This is a genomic window from Dyadobacter sp. HNCC25DJ184 (assembly GCF_056895215.1).
Map to the genome: position 1 here is coordinate 134,308 of NZ_JBXHAQ010000008.1, position 22,313 is coordinate 156,620.

The following is a 22,313-nucleotide window of genomic DNA, read 5'->3' on the forward strand; positions in this document are numbered from 1 at the left end:
TTTATGATAGTCGCCGTAGAATTAATTGTTTATTCTAAATAAATCACTGAAATTTATATACTTATTGGGCTCAAATTTGAGTAAATTAGTATAGGTCAATGAGGAAACGACACATTTAAACTGAGATATAAATTGACTTCACCAACACCGGAGACGCTGGATGAACTCAGAAATTTTGAGATTTTGTTCAGCCAGTCGGAAGACCTGCTTTGTATTGCAGGAACCGACGGATTCTTTAAAAAAGTGAACCCGGCTTTCACCCAGTTACTAGGCTGGGATGAGACCACTCTGCTTAAAACTTCCTATTTCGAATTGGTTCACCCCGACGACCTTGAGGTTTCGTATGATCAACTGTCCAGGTTGTTGTTGGGCGAAACGGTAAAGAACTTTATTACTAGATTTAAGAGTAAGAACGGAGAATACTTTCATATACAATGGAATGTTAAACCTAATGTCGAATCAGGGAATCTTATAGCGATCGGCCGGAACGTGTCTGCCCAGAAAATTACAGAAGATAAATTAAGGGCAAGTGAAGCACATTTCAGATCGTTTTTTGAAAATTCGCTTGGGCTAATGTGTACACATGACATAGATGGAAATTTTTTGACTGTAAATTTTTCCGGTGCCAATTTATTAGGGTATACTCCGGAGGAACTGTTGGGAACAAATCTTATATCGATCGTCCCACCGAAACACCATGGGGCCTTTCAACAATATCTGCGCCAAATCAGGGAAACAGGAAAGTCGGTTGGGCTGATGACCACACTGCATAAAAATGGCTCATACCGCATTTGGAACTACAACAATACGCTTGTTACCGATAATTATGGATCAACATATGTGGTAGCTAATTCGATTGATGTGACCGAAAGTTGCCATATGGAAAGAAATTTGCAAAGGACAAAGGAAATGCTTTTGCAAACAAATCAGGTCGCTCGTGTTGGTGGATGGGAGGTTGATACTATTTACAATACAGTTTTCTGGACGGAAATCACGAAAGACATTCATGAAGTTGGCCAGGCTTACATCCCGAATTTAGCAGCGGCCATGGCTTTTTACAAAGAAGGCGATAGCAGGAACCGAATGACAGCTGCTTTTGATGGGGCTGTTGCAGGGAGAGGCGATTTTGCAATTGAGGTAGAGTTAATAACGAGCAAAGGCAGGACGGTATGGGTGAGGGTGATTGGTAACGCGGAGTTTGAAAATGGTATTTGTAAAAGGGTTTATGGAACATTTCAAGACATAGACGAAAGAAAACGAATAGAGCTTGAAGTCAGTAATTCTCGGAGAATGCTGGCGAATATACTCGATTCGGCTTCCGAGGTCAGTATAATTGCGGCAGACACAAGTGGACTGATCACGTTGTTCAATAAAGGTGCTGAAAAATTATTAGGGTATACGCCCGAGGAAGTGGTCGGGAAAATGAACGTCGCTAAAATCCATTTGACTAGTGAAGTGGAGGCCCGTAGTGAGGAGCTTTCCAAAGAGTATGCAGTGCCAATATCAGGTTTCAGTACGTTTATTTACAAAGCAAAGCGAGAAACGTCAGAGGTTCGTGAATGGACGTATATCACCAAATCAGGTGCTGCAATACTGGTAAGCTTGGTTGTTACAGTCATTCGGGATCATCAAAATCAAATCATAGGCTATTTGGGCGTTGCGAATGATTTGTCAGCGAGACGAGAAGTAGAGCTTCAGCTGAAAGAGGAAAGGGCAAGGCTGATGGCTTTTGTGGAACATGCTCCGGCCGCCGTTGCAATGTTTGATAAGAATATCAAATATCTGGCAACGAGCCGAAGATGGATGGAGGATTATCGGTTAACGGGCAAAGAAATAATAGGATTGTCTCATTATGAGGTATTTACAAATATATCGGACGAATGGAAAGACATTCATCAGAGAGGCCTGCGCGGAGAAGTGATCATCAATCAGGAAGAAATGTGGCGCCCGATTGGTTGGGAAACAGATCAGTATCTAAACTGGGAAGTACGCCCATGGTTTAATTTCGAAGGTAAGGTTGGTGGGATTATGATGTTCACCCGTGATGTGACCGAATACGTCAGGCAGAGAGAAGAACTCAAACACGCACGCTATCAATCGGAGCAGGCGAGTGCCGCTAAATCTGAGTTCCTGGCCAATATGAGTCACGAAATTCGTACACCGCTCAATGGAATTATTGGTTTTACGGAACTCGTATTAAAAACCGGGTTGAGCCAGACGCAGAGTCAGTATTTAAATATCGTCAACCAGTCGGCCAATGCGTTATTGGCGGTCATCAACGACATTCTAGACTTCTCTAAAATAGAGGCAGGAAAACTCGAGCTGGATGTCGAGCGTTGTGATATATATGAGATACTGTCGCAGTCGTCAGATATTATTTCTTTTCCTGTTCAGAAAAAAGGTTTGGAAATGTTGCTGGATATACCCTCCAATCTTCCCCGATTTATCTGGGTCGACGGGGTGAGGTTGAAACAGGTTTTGATCAATTTGCTCAGCAACGCGGCAAAATTTACGGAGAAAGGAGAGATCGAGCTGAAAGTTGAAATACTGAAGAACCTTGATCAAGTGTCGGGTGAAGTTACCTGCAGATTTTTGGTAAGAGACACCGGAATCGGGATCAGGTCTGAAAAACAGACTAAAATATTTACTGCATTTGCGCAGGAAGATGGTACAACTACAAAAAAATACGGAGGAACAGGTTTGGGGCTCACCATATCCAACAAGCTTTTGGGTATGATGGGAAGTCGGCTGCAGTTGAGCAGTACGCATGGGAAAGGCAGTATTTTTTATTTTGACCTAACTTCAAAGGCAGAGCAGGGTATGCCTTCTGTGTGGGATCAGCCAGACGCCGTCAAAAAGATACTGGTGGTTGATGATAACGAGCATAACCGCCTCATCCTGCAAAAAATGCTGCAGTTTTTCTCTATCGATTGTGACTTGGCAGAAAGTGGCAACAAGGCTTTATCATTGATCGGGAGCAACGACTACGATGCAGTGCTGATGGACTACCACATGCCGGATATGGATGGCCTCGAAACCATTGCAGGTATTCGTAAAATTACTTCTGCGGAGCACATTCCGGTGGTGTTGCTGACCAGTTCGGCGGATGATGCCTCGGTGAACGCGGTAAGTGAATCATTGGGTATCAAACACCGCGTCACAAAACCGTTGAAATTAAACGACGTGTCACTGTCTCTTTCGCGGTTATTCAGGGAGGAGAAACTGTTGCCGGAAGAGCCGGTATCGCCTGATACCCTTCCGTTGTTGGAACAGAAAAATTCGATTCTGATTGTGGAGGACAATCCCGCCAATATGTTCCTTGCCAAAACAATTGTTCGACGTATCATGCCCAACTCGAGGCTATGGGATGCCGAAAATGGAATTGAGGCAATTAAGGTCTGCAAGTACAAATTTCCTGACCTCATCTTTATGGATATACAGATGCCGGAAAAAAATGGTTACGATACGGCAAAAGAGCTTAGATTATTACCTGGGGGAGCTGCGGTGCCCATAGTAGCCTTGACGGCAGGGAATGTTAAAGGCGAAAAAGAAAGGTGCCTGGAAGCCGGGATGAATGATTTTATATCCAAACCGTTTGTCGAAGAAAGCATAAGGCAGGTATTGGGAAAGTATCTCGCGAAATCTGATACCAAGTTGGAACAATTAGAAGTCGCCGATGTCCAGCATTTTGATATGGAAAAGGTGAAGGCCGTGTATATGGATGATGACTTGTTTATATCAGAATTTCTGATCCTTATTAAACAAACGCTGGCAAATGCATTACTTGATTTAAGAGCTGCGTTTGCAGAAGAGGATTTGAAATCGATCAAAGCTCACGGTCATAAATTAAAGGGTGCTGCTTCTTCTGCCTACCTGGGCGAAGTCACCAGAATTGCTCAGCAACTTGAAAACTCCATTTCTTTCGAACACCATAAATTGTTAGACCTGATTGACCAGCTGGAAAAGGAAATCGAGCTTCTAAATCCAGTGTTGGTTGAAATAATAAATTAGATACCCCATTGACATGAAAAGCCGGCAGATTTTCGAATTGCCGGCTTTTTTTATGTGTAATTGACGAATTTAGGTCCTTTATGTAACTATTTTATTAGTGGTAATCACAATATGTTGTGGTTTTGGAGTAGCATCAAATATTAATTAATTGCGTATGCTCTCTTTTATTTTATGTGAAAAAACATATAATTTGTAATACTACAATTATATATAACCCTCTATCGTGAAATTACCATTACTTCTCTTTTTTGCTACATTTATTTCTATATCGTCCAAAGCTCAAGGAATTTATCAGCTTTGGGGTATGTCCAGTCGGGGAGGTACTAATGATATCGGAACAATCTTTAGTACGGACGGTCAAGGTCGAAATATCGTCAACCGGCATAGCTTTGACATCGCAGTTCCCGGGCAAACTCCTGCTCATACTGAGCTCACCGAATACAATGGCCAATTGTTTGGAATTACCGCTGCTGGCGGGAAAAACCAGCTGGGAGTCATCTTTAAGTGGGATCCGGTAGCGAATATTTATACTGCTCTCTATGATTTTTCGTATTTAAATGGTGCTACACCACGTGGCAAACTGGCATTTTTTAACGGCAAATTCTATGGAATGACAGCGGACGGCGGCAGCAATGGACTCGGTGTAATTTTCGAATTTGACCCTTTATCTAATGGATATCTGAAAAAGCAGGACCTCACGTATACTTCCGGGTGTGTGCCTTCAGGAAGCCTTACCGTGCAGGGCGATAAATTATATGGAATGACCAATCAGGGCGGTGACGGCGGCAACGGGGTCATTTTTGAATGGGATCCCGTCCAGAATGTTTTCACAAAAACTTTTAAGCTAAGTTCTTCTGCTGGTGCCCATCCATTGGGAAGTATGACTTCATTCAATGGCAAACTTTATGGACTCACGTATGATGGAGGCGCAAACGGGTTGGGGGTTATTTTTGAATATGACCCGGCGACGGGCGGGTATACCCAAAAGCAGGATTTATCGCAGGACAGCGGATGTAATCCCTGGGGGAACCTCGTTTTAAAAGGGGAAAAGTTTTATGGGATAACTACTCGCGGTGGGAAGGCGGAAAATGGTTCCGGAGCCATCTTTGAATGGGATCCGATTGGGAATACTTATATCAAGAAACAGGTGCTAAGTGAACCTTCGGGAGAGTATCCATTTGCCAGCCTGACATTAGCAGGAGACAAATTTTACGGATCCGCCACAGGCGGTCCGAACCACTATGCCGTTATTTTTGAGTGGGAGCCCACTGGAAACGTATATCAGGTAAAGCAAAGCCTCAGTGAAGCAACCGGTTCACCTGTTACCAATAATTTGTTGTCATTTAATGGCAAGCTTTACGGGCTTACCTCAGACGGTGGAGTAAATGGAGCTGGCTCTCTATTCGGTTTTGACCCGATCAGCAATGCATATGAAAAAAAGATTGATTTTTCTGAAACCAACGGTTCGATGCCTCATGGGAGCCTGACCTTTAAAGATGGGAAGCTATATGGGATGACCACCGCCGGGGGGAAGTTTGGGAATGGGGTGATATTTGAGTGGGACCTGGCCACGAACAAGTACTCCCGTAAGCAGGATTTTGAGCCTTCCAAGGGTATCACGCCGTATGGAGATCTGACACCTTACGGAAACAAGTTGTACGGAATGACCAATCAGGGAGGGGATAATAATCTCGGCGTTATTTTTGAGTGGGACCCGGTTAGCAATACCTACACGAGAAAGGAGAGCTTTGAGTCTGGTAATGGCGCAAATCCATATGGCAGCCTGGTTGTTAAAGATGATAAATTATACGGGCTTACAAGCCTTGGAGGTAGCAATGGATATGGGGTAATATTTGAGTGGAATCCGCAAACAAGCTCATACCTGAAGAAACAGGACTTATCGGCGGCGAATGGCGGCAAACCGTTAGGTAATATGACGCTCAGAGATGGAATTTTTTATGGACTGAATAGTGCGGGGGGGAAGAATCAGGATGGTGTTCTGTTCAAATGGGATCCGGTTCGCAACTCCTACACGAAATTGTATGAATTCGTTGATTACGCAGATGTCAGCCCGTCAGGGAATTTGATATGGAAAGACGATGCATTTTACGGCATGACTAAACGAGGAATTTTTAAATATGGATTTACCTCCAATGTTTTTGCTGAAAAGAAAAATTTTGAAAGCTATGGCTCGGGAATCACACCACTCGGTAGTCTGACGCTGAGCGGCGACAAGTTTTACGGAACAACCTCTGACGGAGGTGGGCTCGGATATGGTGTTATTTTCGAATGGGATGCCGCTGGCAACTTGTATAAAAAGACGATCGATCTGGACTATAATTCAGGAACCCAGCCGCAATCAGGCGCGTTGACGCTTGTGCCTGCGCCTGTTTCATACGGTAACCCAGGCACTTGTCTATCAGCATCCGCTGTTTCGATTGACATTTCAAACAATAGTTCCTGGGTACCCATTACTGATTCGAAAGGGGATGCCATAGCCGAGATAAATGCCAACGGGAATAATCTGGGCAGTGTTCAGGCGTCTCTTTATGTCAATGCCGGAATCATACGAACTGACGGTCAGCAACGACTTTATCTGAATCGGAACATCACGATAACTCCCCAAAACAAAGTACTGAACCCGGGTACTAAGGTTGATGTTCGTTTCTACATTCCTAAAAGTGAGTACGAATCGGTCGCAGCAGCGTCGCAACAGTCGATTAGTACACCCGTTGAGTCCATTGCTGATGTAGGTATTTTCAAAAGTGAGGATAATACTTGCCAAACCAATATTAATTCGGCTGCTACTCTGATCGCTTCGACAACGAGTTCATGGGATCAGGATTTTGTTTTTACTACCAGCGTCACCTCTTTTTCAACCTTCTTTTTCGCAACAAAAAATGGTACCTCGTTGCCTGTAACACTTCTGTCTATGGAGGCAAAGCTGGTCGAGAGGCAAGGACTTATTACCTGGAAAACGATAAACGAGGTTGATTTTTCGCACTTTGAAATAGAACGCAGCGAAGATGGAAAGATTTTTGCGACAGTTGGCCGCGTGGAGTCCAACGAAAAGGCGGGCATTGGAAGTTACACATATTTGGATCAGCTTCTTTCCAATATATCATCTGCTACGCTTTACTATCGACTGAAAATGGTGGATCTGGATGGAAGCTACGCATACTCCGGAAAGATAGCGCTGAATCTTGGGGATATTGCAGGGACTTTGGCGGTATATCCTAATCCTTCAGGTGAACGCATTTTTATAAAGGCAAAATCGACGGATAATATTTCATGGAAAATATTTAATTCCAATGGAAAGAATGTGATTGGAGGGAGCGCGATAACCTCGGATTCCAGTATCGATATCAATTCTCTCGTCCCTGGTGCCTATATTCTAAGATACGAGTCTGACAACCAAATTTATACGTTCAAATTTGTGAAAAATTGATATGGGTATAAGCATATTAGGCACAACAAACAGCATCTTGGCGGGTATATCAAACCGGGGTAATTTTGTTTATTCTGGAAGGAATGCGGCCGAATGTTGCACCTTTAGAGGCTCAGTTTGCAGCAACCCGGTTAGACTATGACACCTCCGCAGAAGACGAAGAAATAGTGCACTCCCGATCTAGGGCATTGCCATTCTGTGTTCTTTAACCGTACAGCCACTGTTCGATATCGGACGTAGCTAGTGCGGTTAATTTTTTATAATACACTGATTTTTAATGGTTTGATAGTAGCCCAATGCGCTGGCAAGCTATTTTATCAGCAAAAATAGATTTAATTAGTTTGTATGAAACGCATATATCTTGGTGAGTTTGAGGAAATCGTATTGCTGGCCGTTGCCGTCATGGATGGACAGGCATATGGAGTTTTGTTGATGAACGAAATTTCGGAACAATCCGGCCGTGAGCTTCGCTTGAACCAGGTACATTCAGCCTTGCAGCGTCTGGAGGAAAAGGGGATGGTGAAGTCTAGCTTGGGAGAGCCTACTGCCGAACGTGGGGGGAAAAGGAAACGCATCTTTTCGATCACGGCATATGGACAGCGAACCTTGCATGAAATCAATCAAGTGAGGGTTAGTTTTTGGGAAAGACTAGTAAGTCCTCTTAAACTGGCTACCAATATATGATCGAGCCTAATCTTAACATAAAGCCTCCGAAGTGGGCAATCCGTTTCTTCAAATGGTTTTGCAGACCTGACCTGGTCGAGACCATCGAAGGAGATCTTCATGAAAGTTTTATACAACGGGTCAATAGGGTTGGGGAGGCGAAAGCGAATCGGCTCTACTGGCTGGAAGTTTTGGGATTTTTCAAGCCGGCATATATCAAGAAAATACCCTTCAGATCTTCCATATTTTTATTTAGCCATGATATGATACGTAACTATTTCAAAGTCGCCTGGCGTAATCTCGTCAAAAACAAGGCTTTTTCTTTTATCAATGTGGCCGGCCTTTCGCTCGGAATGGCGGTCGCGATACTGATCGGATTATGGATATATGATGAAGTAACTTATGACCGGTATTTCAAAAATTATGATCGCATTGCCAAGGTAATGCAGGGCGGAAGCTATGAAGGAACTGTCTTCAAAGGCGGCCATATGCCGTATCCGATGGGCGAAGAGCTCAGGACAGTTTTTGGGCAGGATTTCAAGTCTGTTGTGATGTCGTCGTGGACGAATGGCCATATCCTCGCTTATCAAGACAAAAAGTTCACCAATACCGGCAACTATTTTAGTCCGGAAGCTCCGGAAATGTTATCCCTCAAAATGATAGAAGGAACCTGGCAAGGGCTCAAAGATCCTGCATCCATTATGTTGTCGCAGTCGGCAGCAGAAGCCTTGTTTGGAACGCAGGATCCGATGGGCAAGATTGTAAAAATTGATAATAAATTCAACGTGAAAGTAACCGGTGTATATGAGGATTTGCCTTATAATACCGAGTTTCGCGATGTCAAATTCATAGCTCCGTGGGATTTATATGTTTCGTCGGAAGACTGGGTAAAACGGGCCCGCGACAATGCGGAATGGGGCAATAATTCATGGCAAATTTTGGCTCAAATCGCTCCCAAAGCCGATTTCGAACAAGTATCGAAAAAAATCAGGGACTTGCGTATCACACATGAACCGGAGACGGCATTCATGAAACCAGAGATATTTTTACATCCAATGAGCAAATGGCACCTTTACACCGGCTGGGATAAAAAAGGCAATCTGGATGCGAGGATTCAATATGTGTGGCTGTTTGGTATCATCGGCATTTTTGTTTTGTTTCTGGCCTGCATCAATTTTATGAATTTGTCGACGGCCCGTTCCGAAAAACGTGCCAGGGAAGTCGGAGTGCGGAAGGCAGTTGGCTCTCTTCGGGCCCAATTGGTTGGGCAGTTTTTTAGTGAATCGCTGCTGGTAGTTGGATTGGCTTTTTTATTTTCCATATTACTGGTGCTGCTCATATTGCCGATTTTCAACGAGGTAGCAGACAAGGATATAAGCATATTATGGACTGAACCTGTGTTTTGGGTAGTTGGTATTGCCTTTTGTTTTCTTACCGGAATCATCGCCGGTAGTTATCCTGCTCTATATCTTTCATCATTTAATCCGATCAGTGTTTTGAAAGGAACGTTTCGGGTCGGACGTTTCGCCGTGCTTCCGAGACAGGTGTTAGTTGTGATTCAGTTCACGGTTTCAGTTACGCTTATTATTGGTACTGTTATCGTTTTCCGACAAATCCAGTTTGCCAAAAATCGGCCGGTTGGGTATGACCGTGACGGCCTGATTACCATCGCGATGAATACTCCCGAACTTTTCCAGCATTATAATTTGCTGCGAGACGAGCTAATTAAAACCGGCGCGGTCGTGGATATGTCCACTTCTTCGGCGCCAACAACACATTTGAACTCTCAGAACGGAGGTTTTGAATGGGAAGGGAAAGATCCGGGACTGAAAGCGAGTTTCGGCACCATCGCCGTCTCTCATGATTTTGGAAGAACTGTCGGGTGGAAGTTTAAACAAGGGCGAGATTTTTCCAGACAATTTTCAACAGATTCCAGCGGAATAGTCCTGAACGAAACGGCGATCAGGTATATGGGGTTGAAAAATCCGATCGGAAAGTTGATAAGCTGGAACGGAACCCCGTTTCATGTAGTGGGTGTGATTGAGGATATGATCATGAGCTCGCCCTTCGAGCCGCCGTTGCAAACCGTTTTTATGTTGGACTACAACTGGGCTGGGGTCATCAGTATCAAACTAAATCCAGCAAAAAGAGCTACGGAATCTATTGCTGCCATTGAAAAAGTCTTCCGGAAGTTCAATCCCGGCAGTCCTTTTGACTTTCAATTTTCAGATCAGCAATATGCTTTGAAATTTGCAGTGGAAGAGCGGATCGGAAAACTTGCTTCGGGATTTGCAATTCTGGCTGTGGTAATCAGTTGTCTGGGCCTGTTCGGTTTGGCGTGGTTTGTTGCGGAACAGCGGACGAAGGAAATCGGTGTCCGGAAAGTATTAGGCGCTTCCGTTCTCAACTTGTGGGGGTTGCTGTCGAAAGATTTTCTCGTACTTGTCGTGATCGCCTTGGGAATTTCGGGACCAGTAGCTTATTATTTTCTCAACAATTGGCTCGAAAAATACCAATACCGGACAGAAATTTCATGGTGGATTTTCGTTTCTGCTGGCGCGGGAGCAATTATAGTAACCTTATTGACAGTTAGTTATCAAAGTATCAAAGCGGCGTTGCTGAATCCGGTGAAAAGTCTGCGTAGCGAATAATTCACTTTTGACACGATATAGGTGTCGCGCAAAGCAAAAAAAGTTAAGGGCAAAGTTCGCAAAGTCCATCGTTTTCGGTCCTTTGCGAACTTTACCTTTTGCTCATTTTGCCGTGCATGCAAATTGATCCAAACAATATTCTCGATTTTTGCCTGAATGTTAAAGCCAACAATTAATTCAATCAAAATACGATTAGTAGCGATCAAATCACAGGTTTAATTTTGCATTATTTAGATCTAAAATTACATTCCATATTCTGTTGAGCAGCCAGGAGGTCACAGGATTTGTACGATCAATAGCTCTAAATATACCCCGACTGTGAAAAGGCCAACTTTAATTTTCCTTCTTCCTGTATTCCTTCTTTTTGGAATCGCGCAGGGTCAGAATATGCAACTCGAAGCATTTTCGCTTTCGACTGTTCGGCTTTTAGACGGGCCATTCAAAGAAGCCCAACAGACTGATTTGAAATATATCCTTGAACTCTCTCCGGATCGTTTATTGGCTCCTTTTCGCAAAGAGTCATCGGTCAATTCGCCCGCAAAAAATTATCCAAACTGGGAAAATACCGGACTGGACGGTCATATCGGCGGCCACTATTTGACTGCGCTCGCTCAAATGGTGGCCGCGACAGGCAATCAGGAAGCAAAAAGAAGACTTGATTATATGGTCAGTGTGCTAGACAGCTGTCAGCGTGCAAATGGTAACGGATATGTTGGCGGAATTCCCGGAGGAAAGGCGATGTGGCAGGAAATTGCGAATGGGAAGATTGATGCCCATACTTTTTCTTTAAATCAAAAATGGGTTCCGCTATACAATATTCACAAACTTTTTGCCGGACTGCGGGATGCATATGTCATTGCTCAAAATCAGCAGGCAAAGCAAATTCTGATCAAGCTAACCGACTGGTTTACAAGTGTTACTGCTAATATCACGGATGTCCAAATGCAAGACATGCTGCGATCGGAACACGGGGGTTTGAATGAGGTTTTTGCGGATTTGGCTGTCATAACCGGTGATAAGAAATATTTGAATCTGGCGATAAGATGTTCGGATAAATCGACACTGATACCACTTCTGAAAAATGAGGATAAACTCAATGGTCTGCATGCCAATATGCAGATTCCGAAAGTGATTGGATATCAGCGGGTAGGGCATGAAGAAAAAGATTCCACCTGGACGAACGCGGCTAATTTTTTCTGGCAAACCGTGACTGATCATCGCACTGTTTCTATTGGAGGAAATAGCGTTCGGGAACACTTTCATCCGGCCGGTAATTTTTCATCCATGATCAATTCCGTGGAAGGCCCGGAAACCTGCAATAGCTACAATATGCTGAAACTGACCAGATTATTGTTTCTGGATAATCCGTCGGGCAAGTATATCGACTATTATGAGCGCACACTTTACAATCACATCCTTTCTACACAGCATCCTGAAACGGGCGGATTTGTCTATTTTACACCTATGCGCCCACAACACTACCGCGTTTACTGCAAGTCTCAGGAGGGTTTTTGGTGCTGTGTTGGCTCGGGAATGGAAAATCATGGGAAATATGGGGAGCTGATTTACGCGCACCATCAAAATGATCTATATGTCAATTTGTTTATTCCGTCAGTATTAAACTGGAATCAAAAAGGTATTGTGCTGACTCAGAAAACGGGTTTTCCTTTTGAGGAGAAAACAGAACTGCATTTGAAAATCAACAAACCATCTACATTCGGATTACATATTCATTACCCTGGCTGGACCTCGGATATGCGGGTTTTGATTAATAATCAGCTAGTTAGAGTCACAAAAGATCGATATTCATATATTATAATTAATCGTTTATGGAAATCAGGCGATAAGGTGCAGGTGGTTTTACCCATGTCGACGAAAACGGAAATGTTGCCAGATTCTTCGTCGTGGGTTTCATTTGTGCACGGCCCGATCGTCTTGGCCGCGGTTGCAGATAATCAAAATTTGACGGGGCTGTTTGCCGATAGCAGTCGCATGGGGCATATAGCCAGAGGTCCGCTTTATCCGTTGGCAAAGGCGCCGATACTGGTCAGTAATACCAAAGATTTTGCGAAATATCTGCAACCGGTTGCAGGTCAAACGCTGACATATTCTGTTGCAGAGATTTTGCCTCAAAAGCAATTCAGGAACTTGCGGTTGAAACCATTTTTCCAGATTCATGACAGTCGTTATGTGATCTATTTCCCATATTCAAGACCAGCGGAATTGGAAAGCACAGTTAAAGAGCTGACGAAAAACGACGACCTGACATTAGCACTCGAAAAAGAGACTGTAGACAAAGTGGCGCCTGGCGAGCAGCAACCGGAGTCAGATCACAACTTCAAAGGTGAGGATACAGAAATAGGAGTGTTTGAAGATGTTCATTACAGGCGAGCAAAAGGGTGGTTTAGTTATGACCTGAGAAATACCTCGAAAGCAGCGCAGGCGGTTCGCGTGACTTATAACACTGACATGAATCAGGACTTTGAGCTTTATTTAAATGATGTTCTTCTCAAAACGGTAAATCTGCGGCGCAAAAATGAAGCAATATTTTTTGAGGAACGCTATATGATCCCCGACGCGTTGAGGAAATCTGATATCCTGACAATCAGGTTTAAAGCCCTTCCCGGATCAGTCGCAGGTAATGTATACGATATTAGATTGATGAAATAATTCGCGATTCTTTCGGTTTTCGCCCCCCCGCCTTATCAGTTCGTTTCACAATTCTTGATGGAATTGATTTGATATTCAGCGCGTTACCAAATATTTATTTCCTACTACATGAAAAAAATATCATTTTTTTTCTGCGATGGTATTTTCCAAAAGTTCGCTGGTTTAGTTATATAAATAGTTCAACTATAGGCGTAAAGTTTAAGTTGCTGTTGTTATAGTTAAAAAAGTCCAACAGGCTTCGTTGAAACGTTTCAACCGCGGACGATTGCAGTTTAAACTAATTTATTTTTCCTTTCGTTACCCCGGTAATGTGCAATTATATTGCCAGAGTTTTTCTTTCACCAATTTTCATATGCATGGAAAAGAAAGCATCTTTAAAAAGTATCGCTGACAAAGTTGGAGTTTCTACTACCCTCGTTTCTTATGTTCTTAACAATAAAATGCAGAACCGGATCAAACCTGAGGTAGCTCAAAATATACGTGACACGGCCAAGGAACTAAATTATTACCCGAATCAGATCGCCCGTAGCCTTAAAAGTAAAAAGACCAATACGTTCGGTCTTATCGTGGCAGATATCTCAAACCCTTTTTCTTCCAGTTTAGCTCGCATTATTGAAGATGAGGCTGATAAAGCCGGATATACAGTACTTTACGGAAGTAGCGACGAAAACCCGGAGAAGTTCAGAAAGCTGATCAACACTTTTCTTAACAGACAGGTAGATGGCCTGATAATAGTACCATCAGAAGGCACAGAGCAGCAAATCGCAGAGCTGGAAAGTCGCGGAATACCATTTGTATTGCTGGATCGCTATTTTCCTGAAATCGCTACTAATTATGTGGCAATCGATAATTTCCAGGCTTCCTATATGGCCGCCAATCACTTGCTTGACCATGGGCACAAACGCATCGCGATGATTACGCTGGACACTCCGCTATATAATATGCAGGAAAGAAAGCGTGGTTTCGTGAAAGCGATGACCGAATACGACCGGGAAACGGAAGGCCGGATTATCGAACTGAGCGAAAAGTCATTGGCAACAGATATTGAAAAGACTTTTGACGATCTGCTAGGCAAAGAACTAGCTATTGATGCCCTGTATCTGACCACAAACCGTATAGGAATGTTTGGTTTGAAGTATATCAATTCCCGAAAAATCAAAGTGCCTCAACAGTTGGCCGTCATAAGTTTTGATGAAACCGAATTTCTGGACTTATTCAGTACTCCTGTGACTCAGCTGAGACAGCCACTTTTAGAAATGGGGCAGTCAGCGACCCGCATACTGATCGAATCAATTGACAATATTCACAAAATCACCCAGTTGAATCTTCAGCCGCTTTTGGTTATCAAAGGCTCTTCAACGATGAGGGCTGAGATCAAGGAGGTGGAGATATTGCCAAAAAGACCGCCGATTTTCGAGGCGGCTGTTCAATTGGAAACAAGGGCTGCTAAAACAAAATCAAAACCTAAAAACGGGTTGATCAAAGTTTATCCGAAGGAGGAGGCACTCCTGACGATATAGGTTCAAAGTATGTAAGATAGTAAAGACGTTGTCAACTCCTATGCTTTTTTGGTTAGGGCTTCTGGAATCACTTTATGTTGATGATCAGAAGCCCTTTTTTTGTTTTTGGCATTCGAAGCTATATTCTTGCCAAACACTTAAATAGATTTGAGCCACGTCCATTCCTGACAACAACTGACAAAACCTTATAAACGAGACAATCAAAACTTCAATTTCCTAAGATAATCGCGCGCCCCACTTCAATCTGCTCCAGAAAAACTTCATCGTGCGATATCACCAGCAATGTTCCGCGATAGTCATTAATTGCGGCGGTCAGTATTTCAGTGTTTTGAATATCCAGATTGTTGGTCGGTTCATCCAGTATAATCATATCTGGCGCCTGTTGGCTTATGGTTAACGAGCAGAGCATCAAGCGCATCTTTTCGCCCCCGCTAAGCGCCTCACAAGGTTTGTCCCATGATTCCCTGGTAAATAAAAATCTATTGAGACGAATCTTGATATCATGTTCCTGAAGTTCCCCTGAGTTAAACCGCTGTGCCTGTTCATATACACTAAGCATTTCGTCAATCAGCGAATAATCCTGATCGATGTAGATGGCTTTGGAAACCGCGGTGAAAATAGTGCCGTGAGTAGGTTCGAGTAGACCCAGTATCAATTTAATAAAAGTAGTTTTTCCGGCCCCGTTTGAACCTTTGATCGCGATTCTTTCGCCACTGGTGATTTCGATTGTTAGCTGCTGCCTCCATAGCATTTCGTCGCCATACCCAAAATTGATATCCCTGGTTGAAATCAAGACCTTTCCCTGATGCAATTTTGAGTTGTCAAACCCGATTTTCATTTTATCGATATCCGGTAATTCCCGTCGTAAATGGCTTATTTCCTGGGAAATATTGCCCACTTTTTCAGCATGCACACCCTTTATCCTGGAGGTGCTTTTCTCCGCACTGTTTTTTAGCGCACCCATCAAAATCGCCGGGAGTCCAGCCTTTTCCTGTTTCTTTTTCCCTCGTGCATCCAGCTTTTGCTGCCGTTCTATCGATTCCCGTTCAACCTCCTGAGCCTTTCGAAGTGCCTTTTCTTTGACTTTCAGATCCTGATTCAATGCCTCACTTTCTGCGTTTTTTTGTTCACGATAAAAATCATAATTACCTCCATACATGGTTATTCCACGTTTGCTAAGTTCGAAAACGGTATCCAGCATATTCAACAAATTCCGGTCATGGCTGACAATCACCAGCGTATCGGTTGTGGATTGTATATAGTGATAGAGAATATTTCTTGAGGATACATCCAAATGATTACTGGGTTCATCGAGCAGGACGATCTCGGGTTCGTGGATCATGATACCGGCCAAAAAAACCTTAGTTTTTTGCCCGCCACTGAGTGTCTCCATTTTTTCGGTTAACTCAAACTCGTCCAATTGCCAATTTGAAAAAGCTTGCTGACAGCGTTCCTCAATATTCCAATCGTCGTTTAGCAACGTCAGATTTTCATCTGTTACGATTCCCTCGAGAATTGCCCGCAAAGCAGAAAGTTTCCCGTCTATCCCCAATGCCTGCGCAATGGTGAGGTCATTGAACTGGCCAAAAATCTGAGGTATATAATATGGCTTCGAGTCGGCTCTGACAATACCTTCTGACGGAGGCAATAATCCTGCTAAAATTTTAAGCATGGAAGATTTTCCGGTGCCATTGTTGCCAATTAAAGCAACCTTATCTTGTTTGAGAATTGTGAGATTTATGTTCGCAAACAACACATCCCGATTCGGATGTGCATATGCGACACCGTGAAGAAAAAGCATAATTTCTTTCTTTTAAAGATGAATAATCGCACCCTCCGTTTTCAACGGAACCGCTTATTGTTCAGAAAAGAAATTATATCTCACATGCAGGTGATGTCTTTTTTAAAGCACAAAGTTAAAAAATTAATAGGAAAACGACAGTCGCCTCTATCAGGGCTTCCAAACTAATTCAGGCTAACCCACTGGTAGCCAGCGACCACGGCTCATTCATCCATTCAAAATTCACTCATTGTTCCTCTCTCGCGTCGGCCACGGCTCCGCCTGTCATTGTCTTTAGCAGTCCGAAAAACGCCTTCTTTCGATCACTGTTAATTCCCCAATCGACAGGCAAGTTTTGATACCCCTCCACAAAGGCTTCGTCAGTCCTTCTAAAGTCGAAATACCCCCAGGACGCGTGCATTTTTGTAGCTGATAGGAAGTTGTTCTCGGAGTTGTCGAAATTGTAATGATCATCTTCATTAAAAACGATAGGCTGACCGGCATATAAGGAATGATTTCGAACAGTTCTGACCATCCTTTCTATTTCCGCAGGGTTTCCCACACCGTTTCCGTGCAGCAGAATATAATCAGAAGCGGTAAGGACATTATCTGTCGGGATTTCGCCCCCGGTAAAACTTGTAGACACGGGAAGTCGCCTTCCTTTTAACTTGATAGACTTCACAAGTTCCATGAGCTCGTGTACCCGGGTTGGCGTCAAAATCGGGTGATCATACCTAAGGTCACACTCATTATTAATTTCAATCAGAATATTTTGATTTCGTGAGTAAAGAAGCCACTCCGTCAAATTGGTAACTGCCGCAATCACAGCCTTTTCATCTGTAATTCTTTCATCCTGACCAAAGTAGAAATAACCGACAATAACCACCATGCCCAACTGATCGGCTCTCTTAATGATTCTTTCCAGCCTTTTCAGATAGGCGCTATCAAGCGACCCGTCGGCATTAAATCCCGAATTATGCCAGGGCTGGGCACCCGAATATCCCTGTGGACTTCCTCCCTGAAAGTTTACCGTGATAGCCAAAAGTCCATGAGCTCGCCAGAGCGGCATCGCCTCAATGAATTCGTCGATATTACGCTCCGCGTCCCACACACCCGTATCCGGATATTTCCAACGACTGCGAGTTGCAGGATTTCTGTCATCAAATGTGCCCTGAACCATACGTGAGTTTGGTAGAAGCCCCTGCAAATTCATGCCTTTGTAGCTTTTACCACGCAGTGTAATCTGATTATTGATATAAAAATTTTCCCCTTTTATGGAAACTTTGGTGGCTGATATCTGAGCATAGGAATTTGTGGTTGTGCACAGAAAGGCAACAATACATAGATTTTTGAGAGTCATAGGATTGACGATTAAGAAAGTTGAGGTTTTATCAATTGGAATTAAAAACATGCCAGCTCAGGAGATATAATCAAAATAGCCTTCACTTTTATAAAATACTGAAAAATAGGGTGATAGGCTGAATTTCGAGCCCGTTGTAGTTCCGGTTTTGACGGTCGGTTAAAATCCTTCAGGTTTGAGTATAATAGTCTTAATTGAACGGATTTTAATTAAGCTTTCAACCATATTCACAACTCCTTCTGTGTCCGTTATCGGACGTTTCCTGTTCTTTTACGAACAGAAAACACTTTGTAGAAATACGCAAAAACGCCTTTTTGAGCGAATGGAGGGTCGTTTTAGGAAATGGCACGAGTTTGTACGATAAAATAGAAACTAATAGCAAATGTGTATGCGACACCACTGTTCAGAGGCGTTTCCGAATGTAGTTGCTGAGCTGACAATGTGTAGGTCATGAGAAGTAATATGTCCGTCCGTCACGACCCGCCTCGCTGGATGCTTTCGCTTTTAAAATGGCTTCACCCTGAAGATACCCTCGAAGAAGTGGAGGGTGACCTGGATGAGCTATATCAAGATTGGTATGCAAAATCCGGAAGAACGGTAGCGAATTTTCAATATGTACTGAATGTAATATCCGTATTACCGCCTTTTGTGCGGAAACGGAAATATAGTGCAGACTCCATTTGGCATGAAGCCGAAAATACCTCTAATTCTCAAATTATTATGCTCAGCAATTATTTCAAAATCGCATTCCGGAACCTCTCCAAAAGTATGAGGTTTTCGATGATCAATATTAGCGGTATGGCCGTTGGTATGGCTTGTGCCCTATTGATATTTATGATTGTCAAACATGAAACGGAATATGACTTGCACCAATCAAATCGCGACAGGATTTACCGGATTGAAAATCACAATATCAAAGAAGGTCACACATATCCCGGCACTTATACGGGAATGTTCAATGCCATAGCCAACGACTTACCTGAGGCCGAGCAGTTTGTTCCGATCGTACAGATGAGGGGGAGTACTTTTTCTGCCGGCGAAAATCGTTTTAAGGAAAGCTTTGTTTATACTACCCCAAGTATATTCAAGGTTCTTGATTATCAATGGATAGCAGGTAATAAGGAAAAGGCGCTGGACGAACCTAATACAGCTGTCTTATCTAAAAAATATGCTGAAAAATATTTTGGGAAAACAGATGTAGTCGGTCAGACTTTAAAACTGGATAACAAACAGGACTTGCGTATTACCGGGGTACTGGAAGACTATCCGTCCACTACGAGTTTTCCTTTTGATATTCTGATATCGATGCAAACTGTGAAAAATGTAAACCCTGATTACGATCTCAACAAATGGAACGGCTGGAATGATAATTCGCAAATGTACGTGTTATTGAAACCCGGTATGAAGCCGGAAAAACTGACCAGAAAGATGTCGGGTATTCTGGTCAAATATATGGGAAGAGAAGCCTTGGCAGAGAAGCGTTTTTTGTTCAATCCACTTTCTGAAATCCATTTTTCCGGGAATTTCAGCGGGCGGACGGCCAATGTAAAAATGCTAAAAACCTTATCGTTTATTGGTTTGCTGGTCTTACTGATTTCGTGTTTTAATTTCATTAATTTAAGTACCGCTCAAGCATTCCGTCGGGCGAAGGAAGTAAGTATCCGAAAAGTGGTGGGAAGCAATAGAATGTCACTTATCAATCAGTTTTTAACAGAGGCCGGGCTGATCAGCGCTTCAGCGGTTCTTCTTGCTGGTTTAATATCCTGGCTGACACTTCCTTATGCGGCCGCTATGCTCGATATCCCACTTTCAACTAATGATCTTTTCAATTGGCAGACAGCCGTTTTTGGCGTTGGTCTTGTGCTTATAACCACTTTACTGGCAGGTCTATATCCAGCACTTAGGATATCGGGCATGGCACCGATTCTGGCTTTGAAAAAGAATAATACGAAATCTGAAACCCAGTGGATTCCGCTACGACAAAGTTTGGTAGTAATGCAGTTTACAGTTTCGTTGGTGTTGATTATCAGTGCCTTATTAATCAATAAGCAGTTGGCGTTATTCCAGAATGCTGACCTCGGATTTAATAAAGAAGCGATTATCACCACAGGTTTGCCAGAAAACAGTCCTGCGAAATTAAGAGTACTTCGAAACCAGCTTTCGGATATACCTCAAATAAAAGACGTTAGCTTTTCACTTAACAGTGCCTCTTCGGAAGGCAACTGGATGCAGGGGATGGAGGCGAGAGACGGAGGCAAAACAGTCCCTATCAAAACTCAGATGAAACTCGTAGATGAACATTTTTTCAATACCTATGGAATACAACTGCTTGCGGGGCAATGGCTCAAAGATGCAGATACGCTTCACCAGGTTATTGCCAACGAGATAATGCTGGAAAGAATGGGAATCATCAACCCTGAGAAAGCAATCGGGCAAAAGATATATTATGGAGACGGGCCGGAGTGGGCGACTATTGTTGGTGTAGCTAAAAACTTTAATGTCAACTCATTGCACCAAAACATTGACCCTACTTTGATGGAGATAGTACCAAGACATTACTATCAGGCCGGCATAAAACTGGGAAGCAATGCGATGAATGCAGAGAGTTTGAAAGGAACGATTGAGCAGATAAGAAAGATTTGGACCGCGTCATTCCCCGGTCAGGTATTTGACTATAAATTTCTGGACGAGGAACTTCGCCTTGCCTATAAGTCGGAACTCCGCACTGCTCAACTCATTGAGACTGCTACGGTTATGGCTGTTTTGATTGCCTGTTTGGGTTTATTCGGATTGGCGACTTTCATGGCCGAACAACGAACCAAGGAAATCGGCGTTCGAAAGGTACTGGGTGCAAGTATTGGAAGTATTGTCGGTTTACTTTCAAGCGAATTTTTGAAACTGGTACTCATCGCCATCCTGATTGCCTCGCCGCTCGCATGGTTTGCGATGGAAGAATGGCTTGAAAGTTTTGCCTACAAAACCGAGATGGATTGGTGGATATTCATAATTGCAGGTTTGTCGGCAATTGTTGTCGCGTTGTTTACAGTTAGTTTTCAAAGTATTAAAGCTGCATTGATGAACCCGGTAAAAAGCTTGCGAAGCGAATAGTTGAACTGCGTTTGAATACCATGTTTTTAACTTAGTGAACACGAAGGTTTAAATATTTTTTTAACCTGAAAGTGCCTCAGTTTCGTCGCTGAGGCACTTTCGTGTTATTTATAAAATTTTTTCTTCCAATCTGTCCAAAACCGAAAACCCGATTGTCAGTTGGTTTTTACATTAACATTAATCAAAATGGAAAACAGACTGAATGTTCAGGAAAAAGGATTAAATGCGTTGAAACCACTTTTTGGAATAGGTGCATATTTGCATAAGTCACCAATTGAATTGGCTCTCAGAGAGCTGGTTAATTTCAGAGTATCTCAAATGAATAGCTGCGCATTTTGCCTGGATATGCATTACAAAGATGCCCGCGCAAAAGGTGAGACTGAACAAAGACTATATGGATTGAGCGCTTGGCGCGAAGCTCCATATTATACCGATCGCGAAAGAGCGGCATTTGAATGGGCGGAAGCAGTCACCAAATGTGTCGTGACGGACGAAATTTACAATAAAGTGAAACCCGAATTCACAGACGAAGAGCTTATTGACCTCACTATGGTGGTTACAACCATCAATACCTGGAACCGAATCAATATCTCTTTCCCGAACGTTGCAGGGACTTACAAAGTTGGGCAGTTTGGCTGAGATGCTTTAAAATGTCTAATTTCAAACTGAATTTCAACGACAAAAAAATAGCGAAATGGAAGAATTTATGGTGGCGATACACAGGGATATGAAAAGCAAAGATGCAAGTCCCTCGCCTGAACAGATGCAGGCTGCAATAAAGCCTTTTCAAGATTGGATCGGTGGTATTGCTGCTCAGAACAAACTCGTAGCTCCTCCCAGGCGTTGGGATGGGGACGGGAGAGTTGTGAAACCGAATAACTCGGTGACTAATGGCCCATATGCAGAAGTAAAAGAGTCGATTGGAGGGCTGTTTTTTATAAGAGCCGAAAATTACGATGAAGCTGTTGAGATTGCCAAAGGCTGTCCGATTTTGCAGTGGGGCGCGACGGTGGAAGTTCGAATGGCGCTGACTGCGGGTCAATAAGCTGCTACATAATATTCAATATTGTTTAAAGAAAGCAAACGTGAATGCCTTTGAAAT

At 43.2% G+C, this 22,313-nt stretch carries 11 protein-coding genes; 9 read left to right on the forward strand and 2 right to left on the reverse strand.

Annotated features, from left to right (window positions below; translation table 11 throughout):
* The first annotated feature begins 132 nt into the window (after positions 1-132).
* The 6 genes from AC1XUD_RS13955 (at position 133) to AC1XUD_RS13980 (ending at position 14,963) form a co-directional block, all read left to right on the forward strand.
* Positions 133-4,011, forward strand: a complete 3,879-nt coding sequence (locus AC1XUD_RS13955; protein WP_483361631.1) for a PAS domain-containing hybrid sensor histidine kinase/response regulator — start codon at positions 133-135, stop codon at positions 4,009-4,011.
* A gap of 223 nt (positions 4,012-4,234) precedes the next feature.
* Positions 4,235-7,459: a choice-of-anchor tandem repeat GloVer-containing protein gene (locus AC1XUD_RS13960; RefSeq protein WP_483361632.1), complete on the forward strand. Its 3,225-nt coding sequence runs from the start codon at positions 4,235-4,237 to the stop codon at positions 7,457-7,459.
* Between the two features lie 345 nt (positions 7,460-7,804).
* On the forward strand, positions 7,805-8,143 hold the full coding sequence (locus AC1XUD_RS13965) for a PadR family transcriptional regulator (RefSeq protein ID WP_483361633.1): 339 nt from the start codon (positions 7,805-7,807) through the stop codon (positions 8,141-8,143).
* On the forward strand, positions 8,140-10,773 hold the full coding sequence (locus AC1XUD_RS13970; RefSeq protein ID WP_483361634.1) for an ABC transporter permease: 2,634 nt from the start codon (positions 8,140-8,142) through the stop codon (positions 10,771-10,773). The genes AC1XUD_RS13965 and AC1XUD_RS13970 overlap by 4 nt, the downstream gene beginning before the upstream one ends.
* 318 nt (positions 10,774-11,091) lie before the next feature.
* Positions 11,092-13,443: a beta-L-arabinofuranosidase domain-containing protein gene (locus tag AC1XUD_RS13975; RefSeq protein WP_483361635.1), complete on the forward strand. Its 2,352-nt coding sequence runs from the start codon at positions 11,092-11,094 to the stop codon at positions 13,441-13,443.
* Positions 13,444-13,799: 356 nt separating this feature from the next.
* On the forward strand, positions 13,800-14,963 hold the full coding sequence (locus tag AC1XUD_RS13980) for a LacI family DNA-binding transcriptional regulator (RefSeq protein WP_483361636.1): 1,164 nt from the start codon (positions 13,800-13,802) through the stop codon (positions 14,961-14,963).
* Between the two features lie 208 nt (positions 14,964-15,171).
* On the opposite strand, the gene AC1XUD_RS13985 is transcribed toward AC1XUD_RS13980, so the two are convergent.
* Entirely contained in the window at positions 15,172-16,764 is a 1,593-nt protein-coding gene (locus AC1XUD_RS13985) for an ABC-F family ATP-binding cassette domain-containing protein (protein ID WP_483361637.1), read from the reverse strand.
* 226 nt (positions 16,765-16,990) lie between these two features.
* The gene (locus AC1XUD_RS13990) at positions 16,991-18,103 is read right to left on the reverse strand and encodes a hypothetical protein (protein WP_483361638.1); all 1,113 of its coding nucleotides are present in this window, start codon (positions 18,101-18,103) and stop codon (positions 16,991-16,993) included.
* A gap of 450 nt (positions 18,104-18,553) precedes the next feature.
* Here AC1XUD_RS13990 and AC1XUD_RS13995 point away from each other — a divergent pair, with 450 nt between their 5' ends.
* From AC1XUD_RS13995 to AC1XUD_RS14005, 3 genes are all read left to right on the forward strand, one after another.
* Entirely contained in the window at positions 18,554-21,211 is a 2,658-nt protein-coding gene (locus AC1XUD_RS13995) for an ABC transporter permease (protein WP_483361639.1), read from the forward strand.
* A 186-nt stretch (positions 21,212-21,397) separates the two neighbouring features.
* The gene (locus AC1XUD_RS14000; protein WP_483361640.1) at positions 21,398-21,850 is read left to right on the forward strand and encodes a carboxymuconolactone decarboxylase family protein; all 453 of its coding nucleotides are present in this window, start codon (positions 21,398-21,400) and stop codon (positions 21,848-21,850) included.
* A 55-nt stretch (positions 21,851-21,905) separates the two neighbouring features.
* Complete coding sequence (locus AC1XUD_RS14005; RefSeq protein WP_483361641.1) at positions 21,906-22,256, forward strand: YciI family protein; 351 nt, start codon at positions 21,906-21,908, stop codon at positions 22,254-22,256.
* Positions 22,257-22,313 lie beyond the last annotated feature (57 nt).

What these genes read in the sequence shown, in the direction of transcription:
- AC1XUD_RS13995 (WP_483361639.1), top strand. Translation starts at nt 18,554, where the DNA reads ATGAGAAGTAATATGTCCGTCCGTCACGACCCGCCTCGCTGGATGCTT.
- AC1XUD_RS14005 (WP_483361641.1), top strand. Translation starts at nt 21,906, where the DNA reads ATGGAAGAATTTATGGTGGCGATACACAGGGATATGAAAAGCAAAGAT.
- AC1XUD_RS13980 (WP_483361636.1), top strand. Translation starts at nt 13,800, where the DNA reads ATGGAAAAGAAAGCATCTTTAAAAAGTATCGCTGACAAAGTTGGAGTT.
- AC1XUD_RS13990 (WP_483361638.1), bottom strand. Translation starts at nt 18,103, where the DNA reads ATGACTCTCAAAAATCTATGTATTGTTGCCTTTCTGTGCACAACCACA.
- AC1XUD_RS14000 (WP_483361640.1), top strand. Translation starts at nt 21,398, where the DNA reads ATGGAAAACAGACTGAATGTTCAGGAAAAAGGATTAAATGCGTTGAAA.
- AC1XUD_RS13965 (WP_483361633.1), top strand. Translation starts at nt 7,805, where the DNA reads ATGAAACGCATATATCTTGGTGAGTTTGAGGAAATCGTATTGCTGGCC.
- AC1XUD_RS13985 (WP_483361637.1), bottom strand. Translation starts at nt 16,764, where the DNA reads ATGCTTTTTCTTCACGGTGTCGCATATGCACATCCGAATCGGGATGTG.
- AC1XUD_RS13970 (WP_483361634.1), top strand. Translation starts at nt 8,140, where the DNA reads ATGATCGAGCCTAATCTTAACATAAAGCCTCCGAAGTGGGCAATCCGT.